The organism is Streptococcus sp. E17BB, from assembly GCF_041807725.1.
In the GTDB taxonomy this organism is placed as follows: Bacteria; Bacillota; Bacilli; order Lactobacillales; family Streptococcaceae; genus Streptococcus; species Streptococcus entericus.
This window is the reverse complement of sequence record NZ_JBGTZC010000003.1, coordinates 14961-39066: the sequence shown is the minus strand read 5'-3', so window position 1 is coordinate 39066 and position 24106 is coordinate 14961. Positions and strand designations below refer to the sequence as shown.

Here is a 24106-nt window from a genome sequence, read left to right as displayed (position 1 = left end):
CTGAGGATAAGAATTTTTTAGACGGCGATTATCATAAAAAACAAACAGGAATTACTATGTCAAACATTCAACACATGTCCTTAGAGGACATCATGGGAGAGCGTTTTGGGCGCTACTCCAAATACATTATTCAAGAGCGAGCCTTGCCTGATATTCGTGACGGGCTAAAGCCCGTGCAGCGGCGGATTCTCTACTCCATGAACAAGGACGGCAACACCCACGATAAGGGCTATCGCAAGTCGGCCAAATCTGTCGGGAACATCATGGGGAATTTCCACCCTCACGGGGACAGTTCCATCTATGAGGCCATGGTCCGCATGTCGCAGGATTGGAAAAACCGTGAGATTCTAGTTGAGATGCACGGGAACAACGGTTCTATGGACGGGGATCCGCCGGCGGCCATGCGGTACACGGAGGCACGTTTGTCCGAGGTGTCCAGCTTCTTGCTCAATGACATTGACAAGAAAACGGTTCCCTTTGCTTGGAACTTTGACGACACCGAAAAAGAGCCGACTGTCCTGCCAGCAGCCTTTCCAAACTTGCTGGTCAATGGAGCGACAGGGATTTCGGCTGGTTATGCCACCGACATCCCACCGCACAATTTGGCTGAGGTCATTGACGCAGTGGTCTACCTGATTGACCACTCCAATGCCACGGTTGACAAGCTCATGGAGTTCCTGCCGGGGCCTGACTTCCCGACAGGGGGGATTATCCAAGGGGCGGACGAGATTAAAAAGGCCTACGAGACTGGAAAAGGGCGGGTCGTGGTGCGGTCAAAAACCGCTATCGAGAGCCTTAAGGGCGGCAAGGAGCAAATTGTCATTACCGAGATTCCTTATGAGGTCAATAAGGCTGTCCTCGTTAAAAAGATTGATGATGTGCGGGTCAATGCTAAGGTGCCAGGAATTGCCGAGGTGCGTGATGAGAGTGACCGAGACGGCCTACGGATTGCCATTGAGCTCAAGAAAGATGCCGATAGCCAGACCATTCTCAACTACCTTCTCAAGTACACCGACCTGCAAATCAACTATAACTTTAACATGGTCGCCATTGACAACTTCACCCCTCGTCAGGTCGGCTTAGCCAAGATATTGACCAGTTACATTTCCCACAGGCGGGAGGTCATCGTTGCGCGATCTCGGTTTGATAAGGAAAAAGCAGAGCGGCGACTTCACATTGTTGAGGGGTTGATTCGAGTACTGTCCATTCTGGATGAGGTCATCGCCCTCATCCGTGCTAGTGATAACAAGGCTGACGCCAAGGAAAACCTCAAGGTCTCCTACGACTTTACCGAGGAGCAGGCAGAAGCTATCGTGACCCTCCAGCTCTATCGCCTGACCAATACCGACATTGTCACCCTAGAAGAAGAGGACAAGAGCTTGCGTGAGCAGATTGCGACTTTATCCGCCATCATCGGTGACGAGAAGACCATGTACCACCTGATGAAGCGAGAGCTCCGTGACGTTAAGAAAAAGTTTGCCAGTCCACGTCTGTCAGAGCTGCAGGCAGAAGCTCAGTCTATCGAGATTGACACAGCTAGCCTCATCGCCGAGGAGGAGACCTATGTCAGCGTGACCCGAGCAGGCTACCTCAAGCGCACTAGCCCACGCTCCTTCTCTGCCTCTACGGTAGAGGAAATCGGCAAGCGTGAAGATGATGAGCTGATCTTCTTGGCACAGGCCAAGACGACCCAGCACCTGCTGGTCTTCACAGACCTCGGCAATGTCATCTACCGTCCTGTCCATGAGTTGACAGATACCAAGTGGAAGGACATTGGAGAGCACTTGAGCCAAACAGTGACCAATTTTGACCAGCAGGAGCAGGTGCTCTATGCTGAGATTGTTGACCAATTTGACACGACGACCTACGTTGCCACCACGCAGTCAGGGCAAATCAAGCGGGTAGAGCGAAAAGAATTTACCCCTTGGCGGACCTACAAGTCTAAGTCAGTCAAGTTTGCCAAGCTCAAGGATGACACCGACCGTGTGGTGTCCCTCTCGCCAGTTGCCTTGGATGACATCATGGTCGTGACAACCAATGGCTACGCTCTGCGATTTAACGTCGAAGAAGTCCCAGTGATCGGCAGTAAGGCCGCAGGGGTTAAGGCCATCAACCTCAAGGACGGTGACCAAGTAGCCACAAGCTTTGTCGTGACCAGTAGCAGCATGTACCTCTTGACCCAGAGAGGTAGTCTCAAGCGGATGGCTGTCGCAGACATCCCAACCGCCAAGCGGGCAGGTCGAGGCCTTCAAGTCCTCCGTGAGCTCAAGACCAAACCTCACCGTGTCTTTGCGGCAGGCAGTGTCCAGTCAGAAGCTACAGAGCTAGATTTGTTTAGCACAGAAACCAGTCAGCAGACAGAAGTCTTGCAAGTAGTGGACCAAGCAGGCGCGACTTATACCATCAACCTAGCAGAGCTCGGTCAGTCCGAACGCACCAGCAACGGCAGCTTCATCTCGGACACGATTTCAGAGATTGGTGTGGCAAGAGCTAGTATGCTAAAATGAGGTCAAACATGATTCGCTTAGAGACGATTACCCCTGAGAATTGGCGAGTAGACCTAGCCGTTTCGGCTAATCAGTTATCTTTCGTTGCTCCTCGTGAAAGGATTTTAGCCAGAGCCTATGCCTATCGCGCAGAGCATAGCCGTGTGTTTATCATTTTTCATGATGATGTCCCTATCGGGATGGTACTCTACTATGATTACCCCAAAGGTCAGACCTATGAGCTTAGCCAATTTTTCATCTACGAAAGATACCAGGGACGAGGTTATGGGCGTCAAGCCATGTTACAGGTTTTTGATGTCATGCTAGCAGACGGTCGTTACCAGCAGGTTCGGCTATGCTACACAGCTGACAATCCAGCCACTAGGCGATTTTCTAACTCACTTGGTTTCCAAGCAACCTCTGAAGGAGATGATGAAGAGATTGTGATGGTGCGACCTTTAAGCTAACTGATTACTTCCATCTTCCGTAAGAGGCAAGATTTTTACTGAAATATGAACGGAGTATTTTATGAAAAAATTATCTCTCCTAGCCTTGGTAGGGCTAAGCCTGGCGGCTTGCGCTAATCAGCAGACTAGTCAGCCAGCACCCGCACAGACAGAGCGGGCAACAACTAGTATCGATTGGAGCAAGGCTGGTCCTGATGCTCAGAAACATCAGATTAGCTTTGCCGATGTCGAGCAGGCTGTTGCAGATGGTGCCGTTTTCTACGATGTCCGCTCGAAAGCAGAGTATGACTCAGGTAATTTTGGTATCACCGAGAGCTTTCCAATCACCGATATGGAAGCCGGAAAACTGCCAGACCTGCCTAAGGACACGCCGATTTATGTCCACTGCCTCAAAGGCATTCGCTCAGCACAGGCAACGAAAATCTTGCGTGACGCTGGTTTTATAACCATCTATGACATGGGCGGTCTGGTACATGTCGAGGCCATTGGTGGGCAACTGATTAAGCCGTAGAGAAATAGCAGAGCAGATAGGCTGTTGAAGGGACTAATCAAGCTTGTAAGCTCAGCTATTTTCCTGTAAAATAACCATAGAAAGGAAGTGAAACCATGAGTAAAAAGGATAAAAAAATTGACGTTCAGGTTACAGATGCTCAAGTAACTGTGGAAGGGCAGCAAGTTGAAGGGTTTGAGCTCGTTATTGGCAAACGTGTCATTGGGCGCATTGCAGAGCTGGATAATAAATTTGTTACCTTAAAAAATGATAAGGTTGATAGTTTTTTCAAAACGTTGGATTTGGCGATCACACACATTGTTGAAGAATACAACTTAAATCACTAAAAAATAGCTTAAAAGGCTTGCAATCAACAAGAAATTGTGGTAAACTGATTCTTGTTGTATGGGAAGATAGCGAAGAGGCTAAACGCGGCGGACTGTAAATCCGCTCCTTCGGGTTCGGGGGTTCGAATCCCTCTCTTCCCATTTTTTGGGGTATAGCCAAGCGGTAAGGCAACGGACTTTGACTCCGTCACTCGTTGGTTCGAATCCAGCTACCCCAGTCTTGGTCACGGTTCGCCCAGCTGATTTTCAGCGACCTAGAGAAATATTTTTGTTGTCAAAGGTTAGTGCGAGCTAGCTTTTGTTGGAGGATTTTTTAGAATGAATGAATTTGAAGATTTGCTAAACAGTGTTAGCGAAGTGAACCCAGGTGATGTTGTCACTGCTGAAGTATTGACTGTTGATAATGGTCAAGCTAACCTTATCATTAGCGGTACAGGTGTTGAAGGTGTTTTGACACTCCGTGAATTGACAAATGACCGTAATGCAGACATCAACGACCTTGTTAAAGCTGGCGAAACACTCGAAGTGCTTGTTCTTCGTCAAGTTGTAGGTAAAGATACTGATACAGTGACTTTCCTCGTCTCTAAAAAACGTTTGGAAGCTCGTAAGGCTTGGGACAAATTGATTGGTCGTGAAGGTGAAGTGGTTAATGTTAAAGTGACACGCGCCGTTAAGGGTGGTCTTTCAGTTGAGTTTGAAGGACTTCGTGGATTTATTCCAGCGTCTATGATTGACAGCCGCTTTATCCGTAACACTGAAAAATTTGTTGGTCAAGAATTTGACGCAAAAATTAAAGAAGTTTCAGCTGCAGATAACCGTTTCATCTTGTCACGTCGTGATGTTGTTGAAGAAACAACGTCAGTAGCTCGTCAAGAAGCCTTCTCTAAACTGGAAGTTGGTTCAGTTGTTACTGGTAAGGTTGCTCGTTTAACAAGCTTTGGTGCCTTCGTTGAACTCGGAGGAGTTGACGGTTTGATTCACGTGACTGAATTGTCACACGAGCGCAACGTTTCTCCAAAATCAGTTGTAACTGTTGGTGAAGAAGTTTATGTTAAAGTTTTGGCGATTGATGAAGAAGCTGGTCGTGTGTCATTGTCACTTAAAGCAACAACCCCTGGACCTTGGGATGGCGTTGAGCAAAAACTTGCTACTGGTGATGTGATTGAAGGTCAAGTGAAACGTTTGACAGACTTCGGTGCTTTTGTTGAAGTGTTACCAGGTATTGACGGATTGGTTCACGTATCACAAATCTCACACAAACGCATCGAAAAACCAAAAGAAGTTCTTTCAGTTGGTCAAGAAGTAACTGTAAAAGTTCTTGAAGTTAATGCTGAAGCAGAGCGCGTATCATTGTCTATCAAGGCTCTTGAAGAGCGTTCTGGTGAAGATGGTGAAAAACGTCAGTCACGTTCACGTCGTCCACGCCGTGAGCAAAAACGTGACTTTGAATTACCAGAAACACAAACTGGTTTCTCTATGGCTGACTTGTTTGGCGATATTGAGTTCTAATTGATAAAAAATAAATAAACTAAAGTGAGTTTCAATTCAACGAAGCTCACTTTAGTTTTTTATGTTTATTTTTAGTATTAGATAAATTGCAAGAATAAGTGCAACACTTATCACAATTCCTTCAATAGTGCTTCAAAAGCTGTTCTGTAAGCCAAACATTTTCGTGGTCGGTTATTGATGTCAAATAAGACTTTAGCCAATTGTCCATCAGAAATAGCAGCCAAATCGGTTTTCTTGGAGAAATATTCCCTCAGTAAACCATTGGCGTTCTCATTGCACCCTCTTTGCCAAGACGAATAGGGATCCGCAAAGTAAAAAGGAATGTCTAAGTTTTCCACCAAGGGATAACAGGCAAATTCCTTCCCCCTATCTGAAGTAAAGGTTTTAAAGGCTTCTTTTNCTGGCATCTTGAAAGCCAGGTAAAAGCGTGTTTTCCTCTCCACAAAGGTCGCTAAACAGCCCTTACTTTTGCCTCGGGAGGCTACCTCCGTATCTAGCTCCCAGTGACCGAAAGTCTGACGATTCCTAACTTTTTAGGGCGTTTGGAAATCGGTGTTCCAATCCTAAATTTCCCACGAGTTTCTCTGGGTTGTCGGCTTTTTCCTTTGCGACGTAAGACGCTTAAATCTAGGTTAATCAAGCCAGCATAGAGCCAGTTATAGATGGTCTTAAAAGCGACCATTGGCTTGTCTTCCAGCCGATAGTGACCGCAAATCTGTTCGGGAGACCAAGAGGTTCTCAAACCTTGTTCAATCTCCGCTTTTAACTCAGGGGTCAAACGAGACTGTCGTCCTTTTTGCTTAGCCTTTTGGTCAACATGTTTCTGGGCTAGGTCTGCGGAATAAGCAGCCGGACACCGTTCTAACTCTCTTGAGATGGTAGACTTATGGACGCCAAGTTTACTAGCAATTTGATGAGGTTTCAACCCTAATTCTAAATAAGTCTCTATCTTTATTCGCTCTTTTATGGTTCATGGGAGTAGCTCATAGGTTTCCTCGTGTTCTGGTAGTGTGGTTACGTACAGTTTACACGACAGAAACGCTATGAGTTTTTTTGTTGCACTATATTTTACAATTTATCAGTATTAAAAAAAGAAGCCCTAGAGGACTTCTTTTTGGAGACAATTTGGAGACAGTTCAAACCATTTTATCTCGTTTTAATATTTTATACAGTTGTTAAAATGCTGTTAGTTCAAATGAGTTAAGCTTAAGCTCTTAGTATCAGCTTTTTAGGATTAGAGGCTAAACTAGTCCACAGGACTAGTTTACTCCCACTCAATAATAAGTTTCATGGGTTGAGTGCCAGAAATCCTTGATTTAATAATGTTTTTTGCAACTGTTAAATCTATTTGGTGGGATTTCTGGCGGGGTTATCTTTTTAGATTTTGATTCCCGTTAAATTTAATTTTTGTCTTGGATGCAGTCTGAATAGATATGTTTCCGCTCATGATTTCGGCAATAGATTCATCAGCTCCACTCCAAAGATGTGAGTAATGTTTCAAAGTAATTTCTGGGCTAGAATGACCTAACCTTTTCGATAAAATCAAGACAGATACATTAAATTCGTTTATCAAATAAGAAGCGTTACTATGGCGAAGCCCTTTACCTTGTATTCGCTTTACGCCAGCAAGTTCAGAGTATCGTTTAATAATTCTAGCTAGTGTAGATTTTATCATCGGAAAGCTATCATAGGTAAAGACAAAATCAGTTTCATTACCTAAGCCGATTTCTTTTTGTCTTTCCTTCCAACACTTTAGAATAGCAATAGTATCATCATCTAGGGAAATAATTCGTTTGCCATCACTTGTTTTAGTGTAGGCGTTCCTTTGCCAGTTTTTCCTTGATTTTAGAATAAGCATATGATGTACACGCATCCGTTTCTTAGCGAAGTCAATATCGTTCCAGAACAGCCCCATGCCTTCGTTAATGCGTATGCCTGTTGTAAAATAAGTCCAGAGCATAACGAAATTTAGATGTTCGTAAAAATCATCAATGCAGATTTGAGCAATGACACACTCAAATTCGGTTTTAGTCCAGTAGGGAACGATAGCTTTTCCTTTTGGAATAGCTTTAGCCTTTTTAGAAATATTATTTTCCAAATACCCCATTTCTACAGCATAATCTAGGGATTTTCTAAACATACCAAAGATAAGACTAGCATAGGATTGAGAATAACCAGAGCCGTTTTCGTCCTTTCTTGATAGTAACCATATTCTATAATTCTGAATATCTTCAATAGTTAAATTACGTAATGTCCTATTTTCAAAGCGTTCAGCAATTTTTTCAAGGTTTTTGATTCTAACAGTATAAGTACTTTCTTCTACATACGATTTATAATATGGAATATAACAATCTAAAATAAATTGTTTTACGTTCATATTGTAATTAGCGTAGGCGTGAGCCTTATGATATTCTCGTTTTATTCTAGTAAGCTCTAAATAAGCTTCTCTGGCAGTAGTAAAAGGTTTTCCATTGCTATCTTTTCTGCTTTTCTTACGAATTCGCTTACCGCTGATTTTGTCAATTCCTAGTTCTGTTTCATAGAAATATTTTCCTTTCGTATCTATAAACACACCACTATAACGTGTTCTTGTCATTTGTCAGTCCTCATCCAGTTCTACACCGATAAGGTTCTCTACATTTTTACGTGGCACTAATCCGAGCCTACGGTTATTGTAGAATGGTATGCCTTTATTATACACCAAATCTTGCTTTACCGCCTGAATAATACTAATCGCAGTATGTTTTTTATAACCTAGTTTTATTAAGTCGTCTTTGCTAATCAATGGTTTCATACGCTCACAGTTCCTTTCTTATTCTTATTTTTGTGCCAGTTGAATTTGCGGTAATATCTCCATTCTCATCTATTGATAGGTTGTAAATAGCAATATCTTCTTTATATTCAAGATTATCTAAATGACCTAAGGAAACACTAGGGGTTAATCCCTCAAAATAGTTTCTTTCTAGATTTTCATAACTCACTATCGGCTTTATTAAGCCACGAGATGAAAAATATTTTGGCTGTTTATATCCACTTGGAATAGATAATAAATCTTTTGTGATATATTTTGTAATGTAGTTAGCAACTTTTTCAGAAGAATCGATTTTTGTAACGGTACTAAATCCTAATTGATATGAATCAACATTATAGACTTGCTTGCCATTCTTTTTTATCAATCGACCAGTTTTAGTATTTCTTGCTTTTGTTAATTTTGGACTAAAACCGCCTGTTACTCCATGAAAATGAAGCCGTCCATTCTTGTGTAATTCTGGTATGAAAATGTAACGAAATTTTCCATATTTTTCACGCTGAGCTTTGAGCCAAGTGCGTATTTTCTTTTTTACTATTAAATAATCATGAGAATTGATTTTCGCGTCGTCAAAAGTTAATGTCCAAAATAAATCGAAATCATTACATAATAGATAGTGACGGATTCGTCTTTTGATTCGATGAGATTGTTGATATAACTCATCATAGCTTGGCTTTTTGCAAGAAGGAGTAGTTTCTTTAATACCATTTTCTCCTAATCGTCTAATCTTAGGATTTCTATAATGAATTATCTCAAAAGTATTCGAGCTATATTGAACTATTTTGGTGTTATATACTTCTCTTATCATTTATCCTCCGCTTATCATGCCTGCATGTCAAGTAGCAGGCTGATACACACATCTAGCGAGCTCTGGCTTGCTTATGGGCAAGCCAGCTCACTAGATAGTTAATTCATTCTATCTGCTTTCTTGGAATAGTTTGAAAGTCTTTTATTTTATCTTTGAAATCTCTTGAGTTCAAATCAAAATATGGGGTCTCAAAATATTTTATTCCGTTTGTTTTCGGAGTTAAAATATATCCTTTTCCAACTCCTCCCCTGTACTCAGCCAAGAGGTCTTTTTTCTCTTTACCCATGACACTGTAAAAAGTTTCTTCGGATACGCTTGAATTACTTCCTAAAATAATTCTTGTCTGGCATTGTTCGGTTACTGCACGAGGTAAATCAGAGGCCAATAATTTTTGACTTGCTAACACAAGCAATCCCTTTCCAGAAGCTCTGGATTTTAATGCTAAAATTTTTAGTAATCTTACCATTTCTTTTTGCTGTGCTGGTGTACCGGATTCTAATGCTGCTAGAACTTCATCGAAAATAAGATAGTGGGCTGGCATTGAGTAATCTTTGTAGCTAGTTTCAAAATCAACAGAATCGAATGAGAAGTAGCGTTTATACGTATCCTCCATTTCAAAAACTAGCTGTTCCAAAAGAAGAATAATTTCTTCGGCAGTACGGGCAACTGTGACTCCTAAATTTTCAAAGGTCGCTCCTAGAGAAGTACATTTAGCATCAACTAAACTAACAGAGTGCCCCTGTTTGATTAGCAAACTAGCCAATGTTGCAAGATAGATAGACTTTCCTGCACCGCTAGGAGCTATAAGTAGTTGGTGGCAGGATTCGCTAGCTATATCAAAACATATATCTCCGTATAGACTTATAGGGGCATGATTGATATGGTAATCATCATCAGTTACCTCAAATAATTCGCTTACAGAATATCTTATTGGATTTTCTCCGTATTTAAGAATAATATTACTCTTCTCGATAGTAGATTCTAAAAGATTCCATTCTTTATGGGTAGCCTGAATAAGAAATTCGGTCAACCGCCTAGTTATTTCTTTTACTTGCTGAATACTAGGAATAGTCCCCGAGGGATTGAGTTCAATCACAGTCCTATTATCTGATTTGTAAAATTTCCACTCAACTGTTTTTATTTGAATCTTATTTGCAGGTAGTTGGATTAAGTCTAGCCGTTCTGTTGCAAGTTCAAGAATGCTTAAAAGTCTGTACTTCCAGATAGGAGAATAAATTGAAAATAAGAACCTCATACTAGTATGAACAATAAAAAGAGCGACAAGAGTAGAAGATACAATAATACTTATCTTGTGGACAACGCTTAATATAGGCAACAATGATGAAAGAAAGGTAATAGGAAGAGTTAGTAGGAGAACCTTAAATAGTTTCTTGAGAAAAGTAGATTGTTTTTCTTTACGAGTTTCTATAGTTTCTGATACAGATAAGTAAGTAGGGGTATCCTCACGAAAATCATATCTACTCAAATTTCGTTTTATTTTAGTTAATATCATGATTTAGTAGTCCCCAATAACTTTAGTTCTGAAATTATGAGCTTGAATTCTCTGTAAGCACCTCCATTCCGACCATCAGATACCCATTTCAGTGCTAATAGTGCTTCATCTAAGTCGATAGTTTTTGCTATGATAGCTTCGTTATTGAGTTTCTTCAAAGCTGTTTCATCATTTTGTAGTTCAATCGTAAAGGGCTTTATAGTGCTTAAATCTCCCCCGACTTCTTGAATAGCTTTTACAATTTCTGGCTGGAGAGCAGATAAAACTTTTTTACTTATTGTTCCATCGATGACTTCATTTTTTTCATTACGCTTAGGGATATCTCTGCATTCAATAACAAAAGCAGTAGTAGGAATATGTTCGACATTGGAAGTTCCAATAAGTAGATTTTTTAAGCTAGGTGAGCTGAAACTCACATTTTCAATATTTATTGACATACATATACCTCAGTTGTATTTATTGTGTGCACACTTGATAAATTTATCAAGAAGTTCATGACCTCCTTGACAATCTTATTTTTACATTTTTTCCCCCACTTCGTGTGGGGATAATTTTTTAATGACAATAAAAAAATCCCCTCACTTCGTGAGGGGAAAAATGTTATAATGAAGGTTTAATCATTTTTGTTTATCAAATTTTCAAGTGTTATTCTATCTATTAATGGTAATAAAACATACTTTGCTAACAAATCTAATTTTTTCGGAAGTTTTTGGAAACTCAGATAAGCATTGTCATTTTTAGGGTAAAGTGTAATTTCATAATTTTCTATAAATGAAAATATTGAATCTTCCTCTAAAATTTCTATATTATCGAATTGGTTATATGTAAAATCAATAAATTTATCTTTCAGTTCATCATAATTGGAACTACCAAAAGAAAAATTTACTTGAAAATATTCTTTGATAGAATTCGTATCTATTAAAGATAAATTCAATAGATGCTTGGCGTATTCAGGTATTTCTTGAATATCAAGTATCATTGCGATAAAGAAATCTTCTAGATAATCATCTATATTATCGCCCCAAAGTAATTCATTTTCATCATTAAAACAACGTACTTCATTAACCAAGTATTTTAATATATCAGGAGTGATTAAATAAGGATTGTTCCTGCTTAAATCAGATAAATTGGAGTAATTTAATATTTTCCCAATAAGTTTTTCATCTGAATGTAAATCAATACGTCTTTTAAATTTTAAATCTTTGTATTTCTTTTGAATTCTCTGTGAACATTTTTCAAAAATAAAATGACACGAGTTAGGAAAACTTTCTTTGCATAAATTATTGAATTGCTTCTTTGGCATATATTTAACGCTCCTCTGAATCGTCTGGAACATAAGTAATTACATCAGATACGTTACAGTCTAAAATAAAACACAAAGTATCTAATGTAGCTGTAGTTATTGGTTTTCCTTTTTTCATTCTATGTAGCGTATTGCTTGATAAGCCGTGGTGAAAAATTAACTCATATTCAGTCTTACCTTGTTTAAATAAAGTTTCGTAAAAAGGTTTATATGAAATCATCATTCCCATCTCTTTTCTTTATAGATAATTTCATTCTACCGTTGTCAATCTATTGACTATACTCAATAAGTTAAGTATAATTTACATAATGAAAGCGAAAATAAAAAAAGGAGTTTACCATGAAGCTAGAAGATTTTCAAATTTTTCCCTTCAAAAGTATTCAGGAATATATTTCTGACAAAGAAACAGCAGTTAAATTTAACTTTTTATTTCAAGGAGATGAACCTGACCGTTCTGAATTAACAAAATTAATATATAAGGAAATTTTTGAATGGTATAACGATAAAGAGCATAGTGGGGACACGCTTATAACATATCGTACCGCAATTTTTAGGAAATATTATGGAAAATCTTATAAATATCTTCCAAGAGAAACACAAGAAGAAATTCTCGAAGTTATCCAATCACACACGAATCACAACAAAAATTTCCCTTTTGAATTTGAGTTGGAAGTTAATGGAAATTTAGTAAACCAAATTTGTAATAATTATCAGATAGGAAATTTTGGGATATTTCCTAAAGGAAAAATCAATCCTGCAAGAGCCAATTCTCCCTATAATGATTTTTTTGACCTTGCTCTATCAGTCATCTGGGATTTATATGATGGTACATTAACTCCGGATGATGATTTTAAAAAAGCAGTTTTAGATGAGAAAGAATATTTTGACCAATTTGAAGATTTTGAGACATTTATTTCTGAAAACTTTCTTTCTGCATTTTTTGATGAGGAAGGATATTTAATTCGATTATCTGAAATTGATAGTTTTGAAGAATATGTAAGAATAAGCAACAAAATCATTTATAAAAGGGGAATGTTTATTGTTCAATACTTAAGAAACTTGTACGATATTGATAATACTAGTTCTTTAGATACACTAGAGGAACCTCTAAATATACACTTGAACCCGTATGATGAGGCATTAAAAACTTTGGAAATCGTAGAGGGAGAAATAGAGAGAATTGATAATCTGGAAAGAGAATACGACGAAGTTTCTCTTAAAAATCAAATTCATCAGCAAGTCTCGACTAGCAAGAAAATTCATGGTCTAATAATCATTGTTATTTTCATATTTTGTATAGTATTTTCTCGTAATGTTTTATTCTCTGCAATATTATTTTTATGTTTAATAGTAACTTTAGTTTTATACATTATTGACAAAATTAGAATTTATAAAGAGCGAAGAAAATTTAATAAAATAGCAGATGAAATCAACAGAGAATACCGTTCCAAGATGAATGAACTCCTTACAAACTTACAAAAAGAATACTATTTAATACCTGAAAAATTCAGAAATTATCATGATATATCTAGAATTCGAAACTTTTTAGAATCTGACATTGCTGCAAATTTGCCACAAGCAATTCATTATTATTCAAATGAGTACAATACAAAAATGATGGAAGAACAGATTTATAATTTACATCATTCAAATAAAATTTTACAAGATAGAGTTACGGAGCTTGAATTAGAAAAAGAGAGAAGAGAGTCGGATAGATATTAATAAAAAGGAGAAAACTATAATGGCAAAATTTAATTTCCAAACAATTCAAGTTTATAGTGAATTAAGTAAGTTTGAGATAGAAGAAATACTATATAATTCCACCAAAAGGCTGAATGGTAGTATTGAGAGGCAAAATTCTGAAGAAATCTCATATTCTGGTCAAGGAAATTTTTTAGACTATATTAAACATCCAGGTTTAAGTAGATATACATGTTGGCAAGTCTTAGTCACTATATCAGATTTAGATAACAAACGAAAGGTTGAGCTGACAGCGGTCGGAGAAAGCCCAGTTAGTTACCTAGTAAATAACTTTCTCTCATTCATTACTTTTGATACCTTATTCCAAGGTCATCGCAATCTCAATTTCGGTATATCCAAGGAAAAGGCTAAATATTTTTCTAGTCTCTTGTAAAAATTTTAGATAAAAAAACTCTTTACTTCAAATTAAGAGTTTTTTTATTTTAGTTTATAAAAATATAATAGGGTATTTAATTTGTCTTCAGAAATAATGGTATAATATTTGTAATAAAAGTAAGTGAGCAGAATAGATGTATATTTTTGAAACAACTGAACAGAATAATGCTAAGGCGAACGATTTTGAAACAAAGTCATTACTATATTTAATGAGTTTTAAATCTGATAGTACTGATATAGATTCATTCTTTGTCGATTGTTTTAATGATATCACTGGAGTCAGTAATGATTTATTAAAACTTTGGGATGTTCAATCCAAAAATGTTGCCTCACTGACACCAAGAACTATTGGGAGACATTTGATAACATTATTTCAAAATTTTATATCACCACTTGAGTTTTATGAATATATTTTATTTATCCCGAAGTTAAAAGAAAATTATCTAAATGATATTACGTTAACTGAATTTAAAATTGATAATTTTAAAGATATAGTTAAAATAAGAGAAGGGCTAGTAGCAGAATTTAAACGTAGGAAAAATTTGGAATCGCTAGATTCAAAATACTCCTCACAAATTTCTGAATTTTTAAATCAGATATATTTTGTTACAGGAGATAGTTCGAAAGCTATTTACATTAAAAACATAATTCAGTTTAAAAGTAATATCAGAGATGATACTTTCTTTGAATCTATTTTTGATGAAGTTAGAAGTAAACAAACGGAATTAAAAAATATTTCCATACATAATATTTCTATTAATAATGTTGCAGACGCTTTGAATCTAAAAAAACATCTTACTAGGAAACAATTAGAAACTTTAGTCGTTAACAGAATAATTGGAGTTGAATTGTTCAAACGACGTATTCCCAATGATTTTATTGATGTTATAAAGGACGAACCAAAATCAGAAAGAAAAGATATAGTACAAAATTGTAATACTAATTTATCTCGATTACTTTTTAACAAAAATAGTAATAAACGATTGTTTTGGGAGCTTCTTGAGCGTATATTAATTTTAGTAGAAGAAAAAGAAGATATTTACGAAATTTTGGACATAATCAAGCAAAATAGAATTCCTAAAATGATAGATGAAGATTTTACTTTATTGTACTTAATATCAATGGTTAAAGAAGGGATTGAAGAAAATGTTGATTAAAAAAATTGCATTTGGTAACTTAGAAGAAGCCTTTATTGAAGAACGATTAACAGATGGGGTTAATATAATTTATAGTGATGAAAATAATAAAGGAAAAACATTACTATTTCAAGCATTTATGTATTCAATTGGAAATACACCTATTTTCCCTGGAAATTTTAAAAAAGATGATTATTATTTTTATTCAATGATTAATTGTGCAGGAGTCGATTATGAATTCTTACGAAAGAAAAATACATTTTTAGTTAGATATCTTCAAGAATTTCATATCTTTGAAACTCTTTCTGAGTTGAAGTATTTTTTGAAGCAACAAAATATTTTCGATATTCCAGTGATTGAAAAAAACGGTAGGGAAAAAGTAGCCGATTTAGAACTTTTTTATGAGTTGTTTTTCGTTGGACAAGATAGTAGAAATCCTTCAAATATTGTTAATAAAGGATATTATAATAAAAGTGATTTTTTCAGTATGATAATCGCATTGAAAGGATATTCTAATATTAGTCATAGCAAAGAATTAGATGAAATAAAAGAAGAAGTTAAGGCGGTTCAGAACGAAATCAAAGCCAATAAAGAATATCTAAAATTACTCAAAACAGACAAAAATGTTTCTAGATATTTAGATAAATTTACTAGTAATGAAGAATTTGAAAAATTTCAAAGCCGCTCAAAGAAACTAAATGACAAAATTAGCGAAATACAACGAGAACGAAATAGAGAACAAGTTAGACAGGATAAATTAAATCAACTATTAAAGGAGCTAAACTCGCTTAACAGAGAAATAAAAAGTGGGAATGTCTATTGTACAGATTGTGGCAGTTCTAACATCAGCTTTAAAAATCGTGATGTTAATTTTGATTTAAGTAACGTAGAAGTAAGAAAACAAGTTTTAAATTCGATTGATTTTCAAATTTTAATGAGTAAAAATGAAATTACTGAGTTGACCGAAGAACTCAATGAAGTTCAAGATGAATTTAAAACACTTTTAAAAGATACTCCAAAGGATTTTAAAAAAAGTTTATTGTATTCTGAGATTATCAATACAGATATAGATTATGATGATAAGTTGTTAGAGCTAAATAAAAAATTACACAGTTTACAATTTGATAAATCAATTTTAGAACAAAGAGGTTTAAACAATAAGGAAGCGATAAAATTAATTAAAGAGGATATCGTTACAAAAATGAATACTCTTTATAAAAAAATTGACCCTAGTGGGAAATTGATTTTTGATGATTTATTTACCAAAAAAGATGCTACTTATTCTGGAAGTGACGGTCAAGTATATTATTTTTGCAGATTAATTTCTCTAAATAACTTATTAAAACATTCATATCCAATTATCAATGATTCTTTCAGAGAAGGTGAAATCTCTACTGGAAAAGAAGAGTTAATGATTAAACATTTTAAAACATTAAATAAACAAGTCCTTCTTTCTGCTACACTAAAAAATCAAGAATATATTGATAATAAATACGAAAACCTCCCTGATATAAATGCGATTGATTATAGTATAAATAATGATAGTAAAATCCTTGATTCGAAATATATTGATGAATTTATTACTTTACTTAAAAAATTTAATATTGAACTATAAGGTAAGTTATAAAAACTCTCCTAGTGGAAAACTAAGAGAGTTTTTATAATACATTTGCCATATTTTGGCGGGGAAATTGGCGGGGTACCATATCTAAAAAGATAGAATTTATACCATTCAAATTTCGAAAACCCTTATAAAATCAGCGTAAAACTTTTATTTTTACTTTCTATATTATTCCCACTCAACTGTTGCAGGTGGTTTGCTGGTGATGTCGTAGACGATGCGGTTAACATGGTCGACTTCGTTGACGATGCGGACAGAGATTTTTTGCAGGACATCCCACGGAATTTTAGCAAAGTCAGCGGTCATGCCGTCGATGGAGGTGATGGCACGGATAGCGATGGTGTAGTCATAAGTCCGACCATCTCCCATGACGCCAACAGAGCGGACACCGGTATTGACAGTGAAGTACTGCCAAATGTCACGATCAAGTCCTGCCTTGGAAATCTCCTCACGCAGGATAGCGTCGGATTCACGGACGGTCTCAAGTTTTTCCTCGGTAATTTCCCCCATGACACGGATGGCAAGACCTGGTCCTGGGAATGGTTGCCGCCAGACAATCTCATCAGGCATACCAAGAGCGGTTCCCAAGGCACGGACTTCATCTTTGAAGAGGGTGTTGAGGGGTTCAATCAGCTCAAACTGCATGCCTTCGGGTAGACCGCCAACGTTGTGGTGGCTCTTGATGGTCTGAGCCGTTTCAGTTCCAGACTCGATGATGTCCGTGTAGAGTGTTCCTTGGGCGAGGAACTTGACATCCTTGAGCTTGCTAGCTTCATCATCAAAGACATAGACAAATTCGTTGCCGATAATCTTACGTTTTTGTTCTGGGTCAGAAATACCAGCCAACTTATCGAGGAAGCGTTTGGCAGCGTCAGCTTTAATAATCTTCAGTCCAAACTTGCCACCCAGCATGTCCATGACTTGGTCAGCTTCACCTTTTCGGAGCAGACCATGATCGACAAATATACAGGTCAGTTGGTCACCGATGGCGCGTTGCAAGAGGACCCCAACGACAGAGGAGTCAACGCCACCAGACAGTCCCAGTAGGACTTTTTTGTTGCCGACAGTGGCACGGATGTTCTCAATAGCCATGTCAATGAAGTTGTCCATAGACCAGTCCTGACGGGCTCCACAGATGGTAACTGCAAAGTTTTTCAGGATGTCATTTCCGTAGACAGAATGGCGCACCTCTGGATGGAATTGAATACCGTAAACCTTGATATCGTCATTTTCAATAGCGGCATAGGGACAGTCGGCAGAAACGGCTGTGCGAACGAACCCGTCTGGGATTTCCGTTACCGCATCACCGTGGCTCATAAGTACCAGTTGCTCCTCAGGCGTATTGCCAAAGAGAGCGGACGTCTTGTCGTGCTGGAGTGGCGCTTGTCCGTACTCACGGTGACCAGCCTGCCCAGCAGGCACGACCTTCCCCCCAAAGGTTTGGGTAATCAACTGCATGCCGTAGCAGATACCGAGAATGGGAATGCCTAACTCGAAAATCTCAGGGTCGATGGTAAAACTGCCATCCTCGTAAACGGAGTTTGGACCACCAGATAGGATGATACCGATAGGCTTGATAGCACGCACCTCATCGGCAGAAATTTTGTGGCTAAGCAATTCCGAAAAGACACCGAACTCACGGATACGGCGAGTGATCAGCTGGTTGTACTGGCTACCGTAGTCGAGAACAATAATTTTTTGCACATCTGGGGTAGAAGTAGTGGTCATGGGCTTCCTTTCTATCAAAAAGCAATTATCCTCTCTATTTTACCATAGACAGCACTTTTTTTGTAGTAAAATATATAAAATCAGTTGGAACGTTTGTTCTAGGAATATTTATGTTATAATGAAAGGTGTCTAGCTATACCAATTAGCAAGTAAGGAGATAGCATGTTACCAGCTTATATGATCATCAGAGATGAGTTGAAAAAACAGGTAGATGAGAGAAAGTGGTCTGTTGGTGATCGTTTGCCTAGCGAACGTGATTTGGCAGAAGCATTTGGGGTGAGTCGGATGACCTTGCGTCAGGCGGTCACTCTACTCGTTGATGAAGGTGTTTTAGAGCGCCGTGTCGGATCTGGGACTTATGTTGCTAGCCGACGTGTACAGGAGAAGATGAGGGGGACGACTTCTTTCACTGAAATCGTGACCTCACAAGGGCGTTTACCATCCAGTCGCTTAATTTCCTATCAACGAAAGGTTGCTAGTGAGACGGAGTGTCAGCAGTTGGGCTTATCAGCTGGTGAGCAAGTCATTCGTATGGAGCGGGTACGCTATGCGGATAATCTACCTTTGGTTTATGAAGTTGCAAGCATTACTGAAAAGCTGATTAAGGGGGTTGACCGCAAGGACATCACGGAACATTTTTTCCAAACCTTAACCGCAAACGGCTATGCCATTGGCAAGAGCCAGCAGACTATCTATGCCAAAACGGCTAGCGAACGGGTAGCTAGCTATCTGGATGTGACCAAAGGACATGCGATTTTGGCACTGACTCAAGTGTCCTATTTCACTGATGGTCAGCCTTTCGAGTATGTCCGTAGTCAGTACGTTGGCGATCGGTTTGAGTTTTATTTGGAGAATAATTAATGACTAGTTTTGATTTATATCTTCCCCCAAAAGAAGAGCTTGTCTTGAATCCTAATGAGCTTAGTCTCTATCGTTATGATTTGCGTTATTTGTCTCTAGCCCCTCTACAACGTGTTACAGCAAATAGATTATCGGAAAAAATGTTTCAAGTGGTACAAGAAAATGGACTTTTAGAACGTTTAACAAATTCTGATAAGAAAGGTGATGTAGAGTATGTCGCAAGTTTGACTGATTATGCCAAGGACAAGTTGGCCAAAGGAGAGTGGGTTATTGGCACGCGTAAAGAAACAGGTACTCTTTATGGTGTCCTAAAAAATGCTCATACTGGGAAAATTGTTCATCAAGTTGACTTAGTTCCGAGTGAGATTGAGCAATTGGCACCTTTGACAGGTTTATCAGCTATTCAAGCTCAGTTGAGCCAGATTGTTAGACAGTTAGAAGATATTGCGAGTGTTCTTGCTCGTGTGGAACAAGGACAATATACCGATCGTTACGCAGGCTTTTTCACAGCTCGTCAACTTGTCATTGAAGCTCTAGTTTCTAGAAATGACGCCGTTAAGCAAAAATTGCTCATTTCAGCCATTGAACAGACAAATGAAACACGGTCTAGATTAATGTTGGCTCTACACCTTGATGTGACCAGTTACACGAATCCTAACTTATCTAATCGTGATAGTACTATTCTAGAATATCGGATTCCTCAAACAATTAATTACTTAAATGCCCTTGTTCAGTTGACAGTAATCACTTATACGGCTTTGGAAGAAATGGATGCTATTATAGCGTGTTTAACCAATTATAAAACCTTCGTCAAAGACATCTTCTTTACTCCTTACACAAATGACGGTCGTTGTTTAGCTTGGCAACTGGATAATTTTAGCAAGGGAAATAGTTCGTATTTTAGAAACTCATTTTCGGATGTGACGACAAATATTGAGAAAGTTATTGAAACAGCTACACAATTATCATTGGAGGATAGAAAGTTATGAGTGAAGTAATCATTAAGAAGTGTTTAGAATTGACCTGTGAAAAAGAGGTTCATCAAACAGGTGCTTATTTTTGCGGTGAACACGAAAAAGGATTCAGGAGATCAAGAAAATTTATCGTAGGTAGCCTTTTAACCCTTGCAACGTCAGCTGTTTTATATAAATTAAACAATAAAGACAAACATTAGAAATGGAAACTATCATGACAGCAACCTACATCAACGTTATCGGAGCAGGCTTGGCGGGGTCTGAAGCGGCCTACCAGATTGCCAAGCGGGGCATTCCTGTCAAGCTCTATGAAATGCGTGGGGTCAAGGCAACGCCCCAGCACAAGACAGACAATTTTGCCGAGCTGGTCTGCTCCAACTCTCTGCGGGGGGACAGCCTGACCAATGCGGTTGGTCTCCTCAAGGAAGAAATGCGCCGTTTGGACTCGGTTATCCTGCGAGTAGCAGAAGCGACCCGTGTGCCTGCCGGTGGAGCTCTAGCCGTTGACCGCGAGGGCTTTTCAGCTCTTGTAACGGCAGAAGTGACCAACCACCCTCTCATTGAGGTCATTCGCGAGGAGATTACGGAGATTCCGACAGATGCCATCACGGTGATTGCGACTGGTCCATTGACCAGCGACAGCCTGGCGGAAAAGATTCACGCCCTGAACGGTGGCTCTGGCTTTTACTTCTATGACGCGGCAGCCCCTATTATCGATAAAAACTCCATCGACATGAGCAAGGTCTACCTCAAGTCCCGCTACGACAAGGGCGAGGCGGCCTACCTCAACTGCCCCATGACCAAAGAGGAGTTCCTGGCCTTCCACGAGGCTTTGGTCAATGCTGAAGAGGCACCTTTGAACAGTTTTGAAAAAGAGAAGTACTTCGAGGGCTGCATGCCGATTGAAGTCATGGCCAAGCGGGGCATCAAGACCATGCTCTATGGACCGATGAAACCGGTGGGCTTGGAGTATCCTGATGACTACGAGGGACCTCGAGATGGTGACTTCAAGACCCCTTATGCCGTTGTCCAGCTCCGTCAGGACAATGCAGCTGGCAGCCTATACAATATCGTCGGTTTCCAAACCCATCTCAAGTGGGGGGAGCAGAAGCGGGTCTTCCAGATGATTCCAGGGCTGGAAAATGCCGAAATTGTCCGCTACGGGGTCATGCACCGCAATTCTTACATGGATTCGCCAAATCTTTTGGAACAGACCTTCCGCTCCAAGCTCCGTCCAAATGTCTTTTTCGCTGGGCAAATGACAGGCGTTGAGGGCTATGTCGAGTCAGCTGCTTCAGGCTTGGTCGCAGGAATTAACGCTGCTCGCTTGTTCAAGGGTGAAGAAGCCGTAATCTTCCCAGAGACGACGGCTATTGGTAGTTTGCCTTACTATGTGACCCATGCCGACAGCAAACATTTTCAACCCATGAATGTCAACTTTGGCATTATCAAGGAGCTTGAGGGGGAGCGTATTCGTGATAAAAAAGCCCGCTATGAAAAAATTGCGGAGCGAGCACTGAATGATTTGGACCATTTTTTGACCGTTTAGGAGAAGACTATGCGACTGCTATTTACCATGGACAAAGGAGACTGGGCGGACTGTACCAGCACTTTTGTCAGAAATTCTGCTCGTAGCATTATTATCCGCGATAAAAAACTAGCCATGCTACACAGCCTGCGCTATGATTATTATAAATTTCCTGGTGGCGGTATTGAGCCTGGCGAAACGGCAGTTGATGCCCTGGTGAGAGAGACTAGGGAAGAAGCAGGACTTATCATCAAACCAGACAGTATCACCCCCTATGGCTATGTGCACCGCCGTTTGAAAAGTCATCAAGATCCGTCTGTTTGTTTTGTGCAGGATAATTTTTATTACCTCTGTGAGGCTGAAGACCAAATATTAGCACAAGAACTGGATTGTTACGAAGCTGAAGAAGGCTATAGTCTGGTCTTTGTGACAGCTCAGGATGTTCTTGACAAGAATTTTTCGGTAGGAGAGACACCTTATGATAGGACGATGTTTGAACGAGAAGCTCGAGTGGTGAACTGTTTCATCGCTGAAGGTCTTTTAGACTAAGTTTTTATGTAAAATATCCTAATACCAGTGTAAAATAACTGATAAGAAGTAAATTATGGCTAAAACTTACGATTCACTCTATTTCATCTCTTAACTCACTATAGTGACGGTCGCAGCGTGGATTTGGTGATTGATTTAGAACAACGTTACTATCATTTGCAATTCATCGGTAAAAATCAACGTGTGACAGATAAAACTGACTTTTTGCTCCTGCGTCATCGCAAGATTGACCAGCTCCGTCGGGATTTGGAGAACATAAACTTTCTTTCGTGGAAAAGCATTCCCTTTGGACAACTACATTACCATGATAGCATGATTTCTTATGCTTATGATTTTGACCTAGATAGTGAAGAAGGTCAGGACGAGGGCATCTTGAAAAAGCATGTTCCAAAAGAAACTCTCCCGCAGTTTCATCGCTTCTTAGAACAAGCAATCGGAACGACCTTCGGCTCTTACAAAGTTTATGAAGATTAGAAGAGGTAAATAATGCCGAGAACACTTGATAAAGATCGCTTTTTTCAGCTCGTCACTACTGCCTACAATCATTTGAATCACCAGATAACAGATGATCTAAAGCAAGGTCTGCTTGAGACCGCTAAAACCATTCAAAAAGGTGGCAATCTTGATCTAGCAGCGGTGCGGTTGGCTAGGTTGGTAACTGCTGAAATCCGTTACTACCAGTTGGGACAAACTGCCCCTAAAGAATTGGTTGATTTATCAAATTTTGTCAACAAGAAACAAGGCCACTACTGGTTTTGGTCTTCTCTAACACGCTTGTCTGGGTTCAAATGGTGATTGTCTGGCAATTTTGACGGCATATCACAATACATCATCTTAAAAGAAGAAACAAATTCCCTCGAAGTGGCAAGACATCGAGGGAATTTTATGATTTCTATTTTTTCTGATTAAAGAAGTTTTGGAGGTTTTTGCCGACATCACCAATCACTCTACCAGCATCATCTGCGACCTTACCTAACTGATTGATGTTGTCACCGACCAGTTTACCAGCTTGTCCTAGACCGTCTGCGATGGCTTTTTGAAGCTGTTCTTGTTGAGCTTTGTCCTTGTCGAGGAGGACTTGGCTCTGGGCGATAACCTCCTCAGTTAGGTAAAAGACACGGATCACAGTTCCTTGTTGTGCCACCTTGGTCAAAAGGTTCGGCTTAGGGTCGTTGTCGACAACGAGACCAACTGTTTTATTAGCCCATTCTTTACGAGGCTCCGCGATGACTTTGGAAGCGGTAAAGCCTTTTTTCTCCAGTAACTCGAGCGCATCATCCAGCATCATACCAGCAAGGACAGGGAGGTCAACCTCTCCATCGCTTTGATCAATAATATCAGCGTCAACGTAATAGAGGTTGATAATAGTGTTGGGGTGAAGACGACCGGCTTTTGGTTGCATATCAACAACTTCATTGGGGCGTTTATCTACCCAACGTTTGTCTGGTTTGGCTAGGGTAATCACCACGTTAAAGCCTAATTTCTCAAGGGCATTTTTAGCTTGGTCGAGGTCTGTTCCGATAAACTGAGGAACGGTGATGAGTTCTTTATTGTGTTCATGATGGCGGTCGAGGGCTTTTTCGACATGGGGTTGAGCAAATTCAAGAGCCTGTGCAGCACCTAGAGCAAATTTTCCAACCTTTATAGCTCCTTTAATTACTTTTGGATTTATTATAGCCATAATCATCTCCTTTGCTTAGTTGTCGTTTTATTATAGCATGTTTTAGTAGCTTTCGCAAAAAAATAGAGCGGTTTCAATGAGTTGAAAATCCTGTGTAAAGCTCTTCCATTTTCCCAAAAATAAACCTTACAATCCTGTAAGCGCACGGGCTAAGAGAGTG

25 protein-coding genes, 2 tRNA genes and 1 pseudogene are annotated in these 24106 nt (G+C 39.0%); 18 read left to right on the top strand and 10 right to left on the bottom strand.

Translation table 11 applies throughout. From position 1 onward, the window contains the following. Positions 1 to 56: 56 nt before the first annotated feature. The 7 genes from parC to rpsA all read left to right on the top strand — a co-directional run bounded on the left by parC (position 57) and on the right by rpsA (position 5299). On the top strand, positions 57 to 2507 hold the full coding sequence (gene parC, locus ACERC7_RS01150) for a DNA topoisomerase IV subunit A (RefSeq protein ID WP_373658317.1): 2451 nt from the start codon (positions 57 to 59) through the stop codon (positions 2505 to 2507). An 8-nt stretch (positions 2508 to 2515) separates the two neighbouring features. Beyond that, positions 2516 to 2953, top strand: a complete 438-nt coding sequence (locus ACERC7_RS01145; RefSeq protein ID WP_373665900.1) for a GNAT family N-acetyltransferase — start codon at positions 2516 to 2518, stop codon at positions 2951 to 2953. 61 nt (positions 2954 to 3014) lie between these two features. Beyond that, the gene (locus tag ACERC7_RS01140; protein WP_373658319.1) at positions 3015 to 3464 is read left to right on the top strand and encodes a rhodanese-like domain-containing protein; all 450 of its coding nucleotides are present in this window, start codon (positions 3015 to 3017) and stop codon (positions 3462 to 3464) included. A 95-nt stretch (positions 3465 to 3559) separates the two neighbouring features. Then, positions 3560 to 3790: a DUF2969 domain-containing protein gene (locus ACERC7_RS01135; RefSeq protein WP_373658320.1), complete on the top strand. Its 231-nt coding sequence runs from the start codon at positions 3560 to 3562 to the stop codon at positions 3788 to 3790. Positions 3791 to 3850: 60 nt separating this feature from the next. Then, positions 3851 to 3931: transfer RNA gene (locus ACERC7_RS01130), tRNA-Tyr, on the top strand. 5 nt (positions 3932 to 3936) lie between these two features. Beyond that, a tRNA-Gln gene (locus ACERC7_RS01125) sits at positions 3937 to 4008 on the top strand. Between the two features lie 100 nt (positions 4009 to 4108). After that, positions 4109 to 5299 carry a 30S ribosomal protein S1 gene (rpsA, locus tag ACERC7_RS01120; RefSeq protein ID WP_373665899.1) on the top strand — a complete coding sequence of 397 codons (1191 nt, stop codon included), beginning with the start codon at positions 4109 to 4111 and terminating at the stop codon, positions 5297 to 5299. A gap of 110 nt (positions 5300 to 5409) precedes the next feature. Here the strand turns inward: rpsA and ACERC7_RS01115 are convergent. The 8 genes and pseudogenes from ACERC7_RS01115 to ACERC7_RS01080 all read right to left on the bottom strand — a co-directional run bounded on the left by ACERC7_RS01115 (position 5410) and on the right by ACERC7_RS01080 (position 11952). Continuing rightward, a pseudogene (locus ACERC7_RS01115) lies at positions 5410 to 6286 on the bottom strand (IS30 family transposase). Between the two features lie 382 nt (positions 6287 to 6668). After that, positions 6669 to 7895: a tyrosine-type recombinase/integrase gene (locus ACERC7_RS01110; protein WP_373665898.1), complete on the bottom strand. Its 1227-nt coding sequence runs from the start codon at positions 7893 to 7895 to the stop codon at positions 6669 to 6671. A 3-nt stretch (positions 7896 to 7898) separates the two neighbouring features. Further along, on the bottom strand, positions 7899 to 8093 hold the full coding sequence (locus ACERC7_RS01105; protein WP_000803257.1) for a DUF3173 family protein: 195 nt from the start codon (positions 8091 to 8093) through the stop codon (positions 7899 to 7901). A gap of 4 nt (positions 8094 to 8097) precedes the next feature. Further along, positions 8098 to 8916, bottom strand: coding sequence for a hypothetical protein (locus tag ACERC7_RS01100; protein ID WP_373665897.1), 819 nt, complete (start codon positions 8914 to 8916; stop codon positions 8098 to 8100). 103 nt (positions 8917 to 9019) lie between these two features. Beyond that, on the bottom strand, positions 9020 to 10429 hold the full coding sequence (locus ACERC7_RS01095) for a cell division protein FtsK (RefSeq protein WP_373665896.1): 1410 nt from the start codon (positions 10427 to 10429) through the stop codon (positions 9020 to 9022). Continuing rightward, a complete protein-coding gene (locus tag ACERC7_RS01090; protein WP_373665895.1) occupies positions 10426 to 10866 on the bottom strand; it encodes a hypothetical protein in 441 nt (146 codons plus the stop codon). The genes ACERC7_RS01095 and ACERC7_RS01090 overlap by 4 nt, the downstream gene beginning before the upstream one ends. A 176-nt stretch (positions 10867 to 11042) precedes the next feature. Beyond that, positions 11043 to 11732 (bottom strand): hypothetical protein, encoded by a 690-nt coding sequence (locus tag ACERC7_RS01085; RefSeq protein WP_373665894.1) that lies wholly within the window; start codon positions 11730 to 11732, stop codon positions 11043 to 11045. Between the two features lie 4 nt (positions 11733 to 11736). Further along, positions 11737 to 11952 carry a helix-turn-helix domain-containing protein gene (locus tag ACERC7_RS01080; RefSeq protein WP_373665936.1) on the bottom strand — a complete coding sequence of 72 codons (216 nt, stop codon included), beginning with the start codon at positions 11950 to 11952 and terminating at the stop codon, positions 11737 to 11739. A gap of 119 nt (positions 11953 to 12071) precedes the next feature. Here ACERC7_RS01080 and ACERC7_RS01075 point away from each other — a divergent pair, with 119 nt between their 5' ends. From ACERC7_RS01075 to ACERC7_RS01060, 4 genes are all read left to right on the top strand, one after another. Further along, positions 12072 to 13454, top strand: a complete 1383-nt coding sequence (locus ACERC7_RS01075; protein ID WP_373665893.1) for a hypothetical protein — start codon at positions 12072 to 12074, stop codon at positions 13452 to 13454. 19 nt (positions 13455 to 13473) lie between these two features. After that, positions 13474 to 13866 (top strand): hypothetical protein, encoded by a 393-nt coding sequence (locus ACERC7_RS01070; RefSeq protein WP_373665892.1) that lies wholly within the window; start codon positions 13474 to 13476, stop codon positions 13864 to 13866. Positions 13867 to 14002: 136 nt separating this feature from the next. Next, positions 14003 to 15025, top strand: coding sequence for a hypothetical protein (locus tag ACERC7_RS01065; RefSeq protein ID WP_000275197.1), 1023 nt, complete (start codon positions 14003 to 14005; stop codon positions 15023 to 15025). Continuing rightward, complete coding sequence (locus ACERC7_RS01060; protein ID WP_373665891.1) at positions 15015 to 16619, top strand: hypothetical protein; 1605 nt, start codon at positions 15015 to 15017, stop codon at positions 16617 to 16619. The genes ACERC7_RS01065 and ACERC7_RS01060 overlap by 11 nt, the downstream gene beginning before the upstream one ends. Positions 16620 to 16793: 174 nt before the next feature. On the opposite strand, the gene guaA is transcribed toward ACERC7_RS01060, so the two are convergent. Then, entirely contained in the window at positions 16794 to 18353 is a 1560-nt protein-coding gene (gene guaA / locus ACERC7_RS01055; protein ID WP_373665890.1) for a glutamine-hydrolyzing GMP synthase, read from the bottom strand. 162 nt (positions 18354 to 18515) lie between these two features. Here guaA and ACERC7_RS01050 point away from each other — a divergent pair, with 162 nt between their 5' ends. From ACERC7_RS01050 to ACERC7_RS01020, 7 genes are all read left to right on the top strand, one after another. Next, entirely contained in the window at positions 18516 to 19214 is a 699-nt protein-coding gene (locus ACERC7_RS01050; RefSeq protein WP_373659356.1) for a GntR family transcriptional regulator, read from the top strand. Further along, a complete protein-coding gene (locus ACERC7_RS01045) occupies positions 19214 to 20203 on the top strand; it encodes a hypothetical protein (protein ID WP_373665889.1) in 990 nt (329 codons plus the stop codon). The genes ACERC7_RS01050 and ACERC7_RS01045 overlap by 1 nt, the downstream gene beginning before the upstream one ends. Next, a complete protein-coding gene (locus ACERC7_RS01040; RefSeq protein WP_373665888.1) occupies positions 20200 to 20388 on the top strand; it encodes a hypothetical protein in 189 nt (62 codons plus the stop codon). Before ACERC7_RS01045 ends, ACERC7_RS01040 begins: the two co-directional genes overlap by 4 nt. Before the next feature lie 14 nt (positions 20389 to 20402). After that, on the top strand, positions 20403 to 21737 hold the full coding sequence (trmFO, locus tag ACERC7_RS01035) for a methylenetetrahydrofolate--tRNA-(uracil(54)-C(5))-methyltransferase (FADH(2)-oxidizing) TrmFO (protein ID WP_373665887.1): 1335 nt from the start codon (positions 20403 to 20405) through the stop codon (positions 21735 to 21737). A 9-nt stretch (positions 21738 to 21746) separates the two neighbouring features. Next, positions 21747 to 22265 (top strand): NUDIX domain-containing protein, encoded by a 519-nt coding sequence (locus tag ACERC7_RS01030; RefSeq protein WP_373665886.1) that lies wholly within the window; start codon positions 21747 to 21749, stop codon positions 22263 to 22265. Positions 22266 to 22391: 126 nt separating this feature from the next. Continuing rightward, positions 22392 to 22739, top strand: a complete 348-nt coding sequence (locus ACERC7_RS01025) for a hypothetical protein (protein WP_373665885.1) — start codon at positions 22392 to 22394, stop codon at positions 22737 to 22739. Positions 22740 to 22751: 12 nt separating this feature from the next. After that, a complete protein-coding gene (locus ACERC7_RS01020) occupies positions 22752 to 23060 on the top strand; it encodes a hypothetical protein (protein ID WP_373665884.1) in 309 nt (102 codons plus the stop codon). 97 nt (positions 23061 to 23157) lie between these two features. Here the strand turns inward: ACERC7_RS01020 and ACERC7_RS01015 are convergent, their stop codons facing one another. Continuing rightward, complete coding sequence (locus ACERC7_RS01015) at positions 23158 to 23946, bottom strand: PASTA domain-containing protein (RefSeq protein WP_373665883.1); 789 nt, start codon at positions 23944 to 23946, stop codon at positions 23158 to 23160. Between the last annotated feature and the right edge of the window lie 160 nt (positions 23947 to 24106).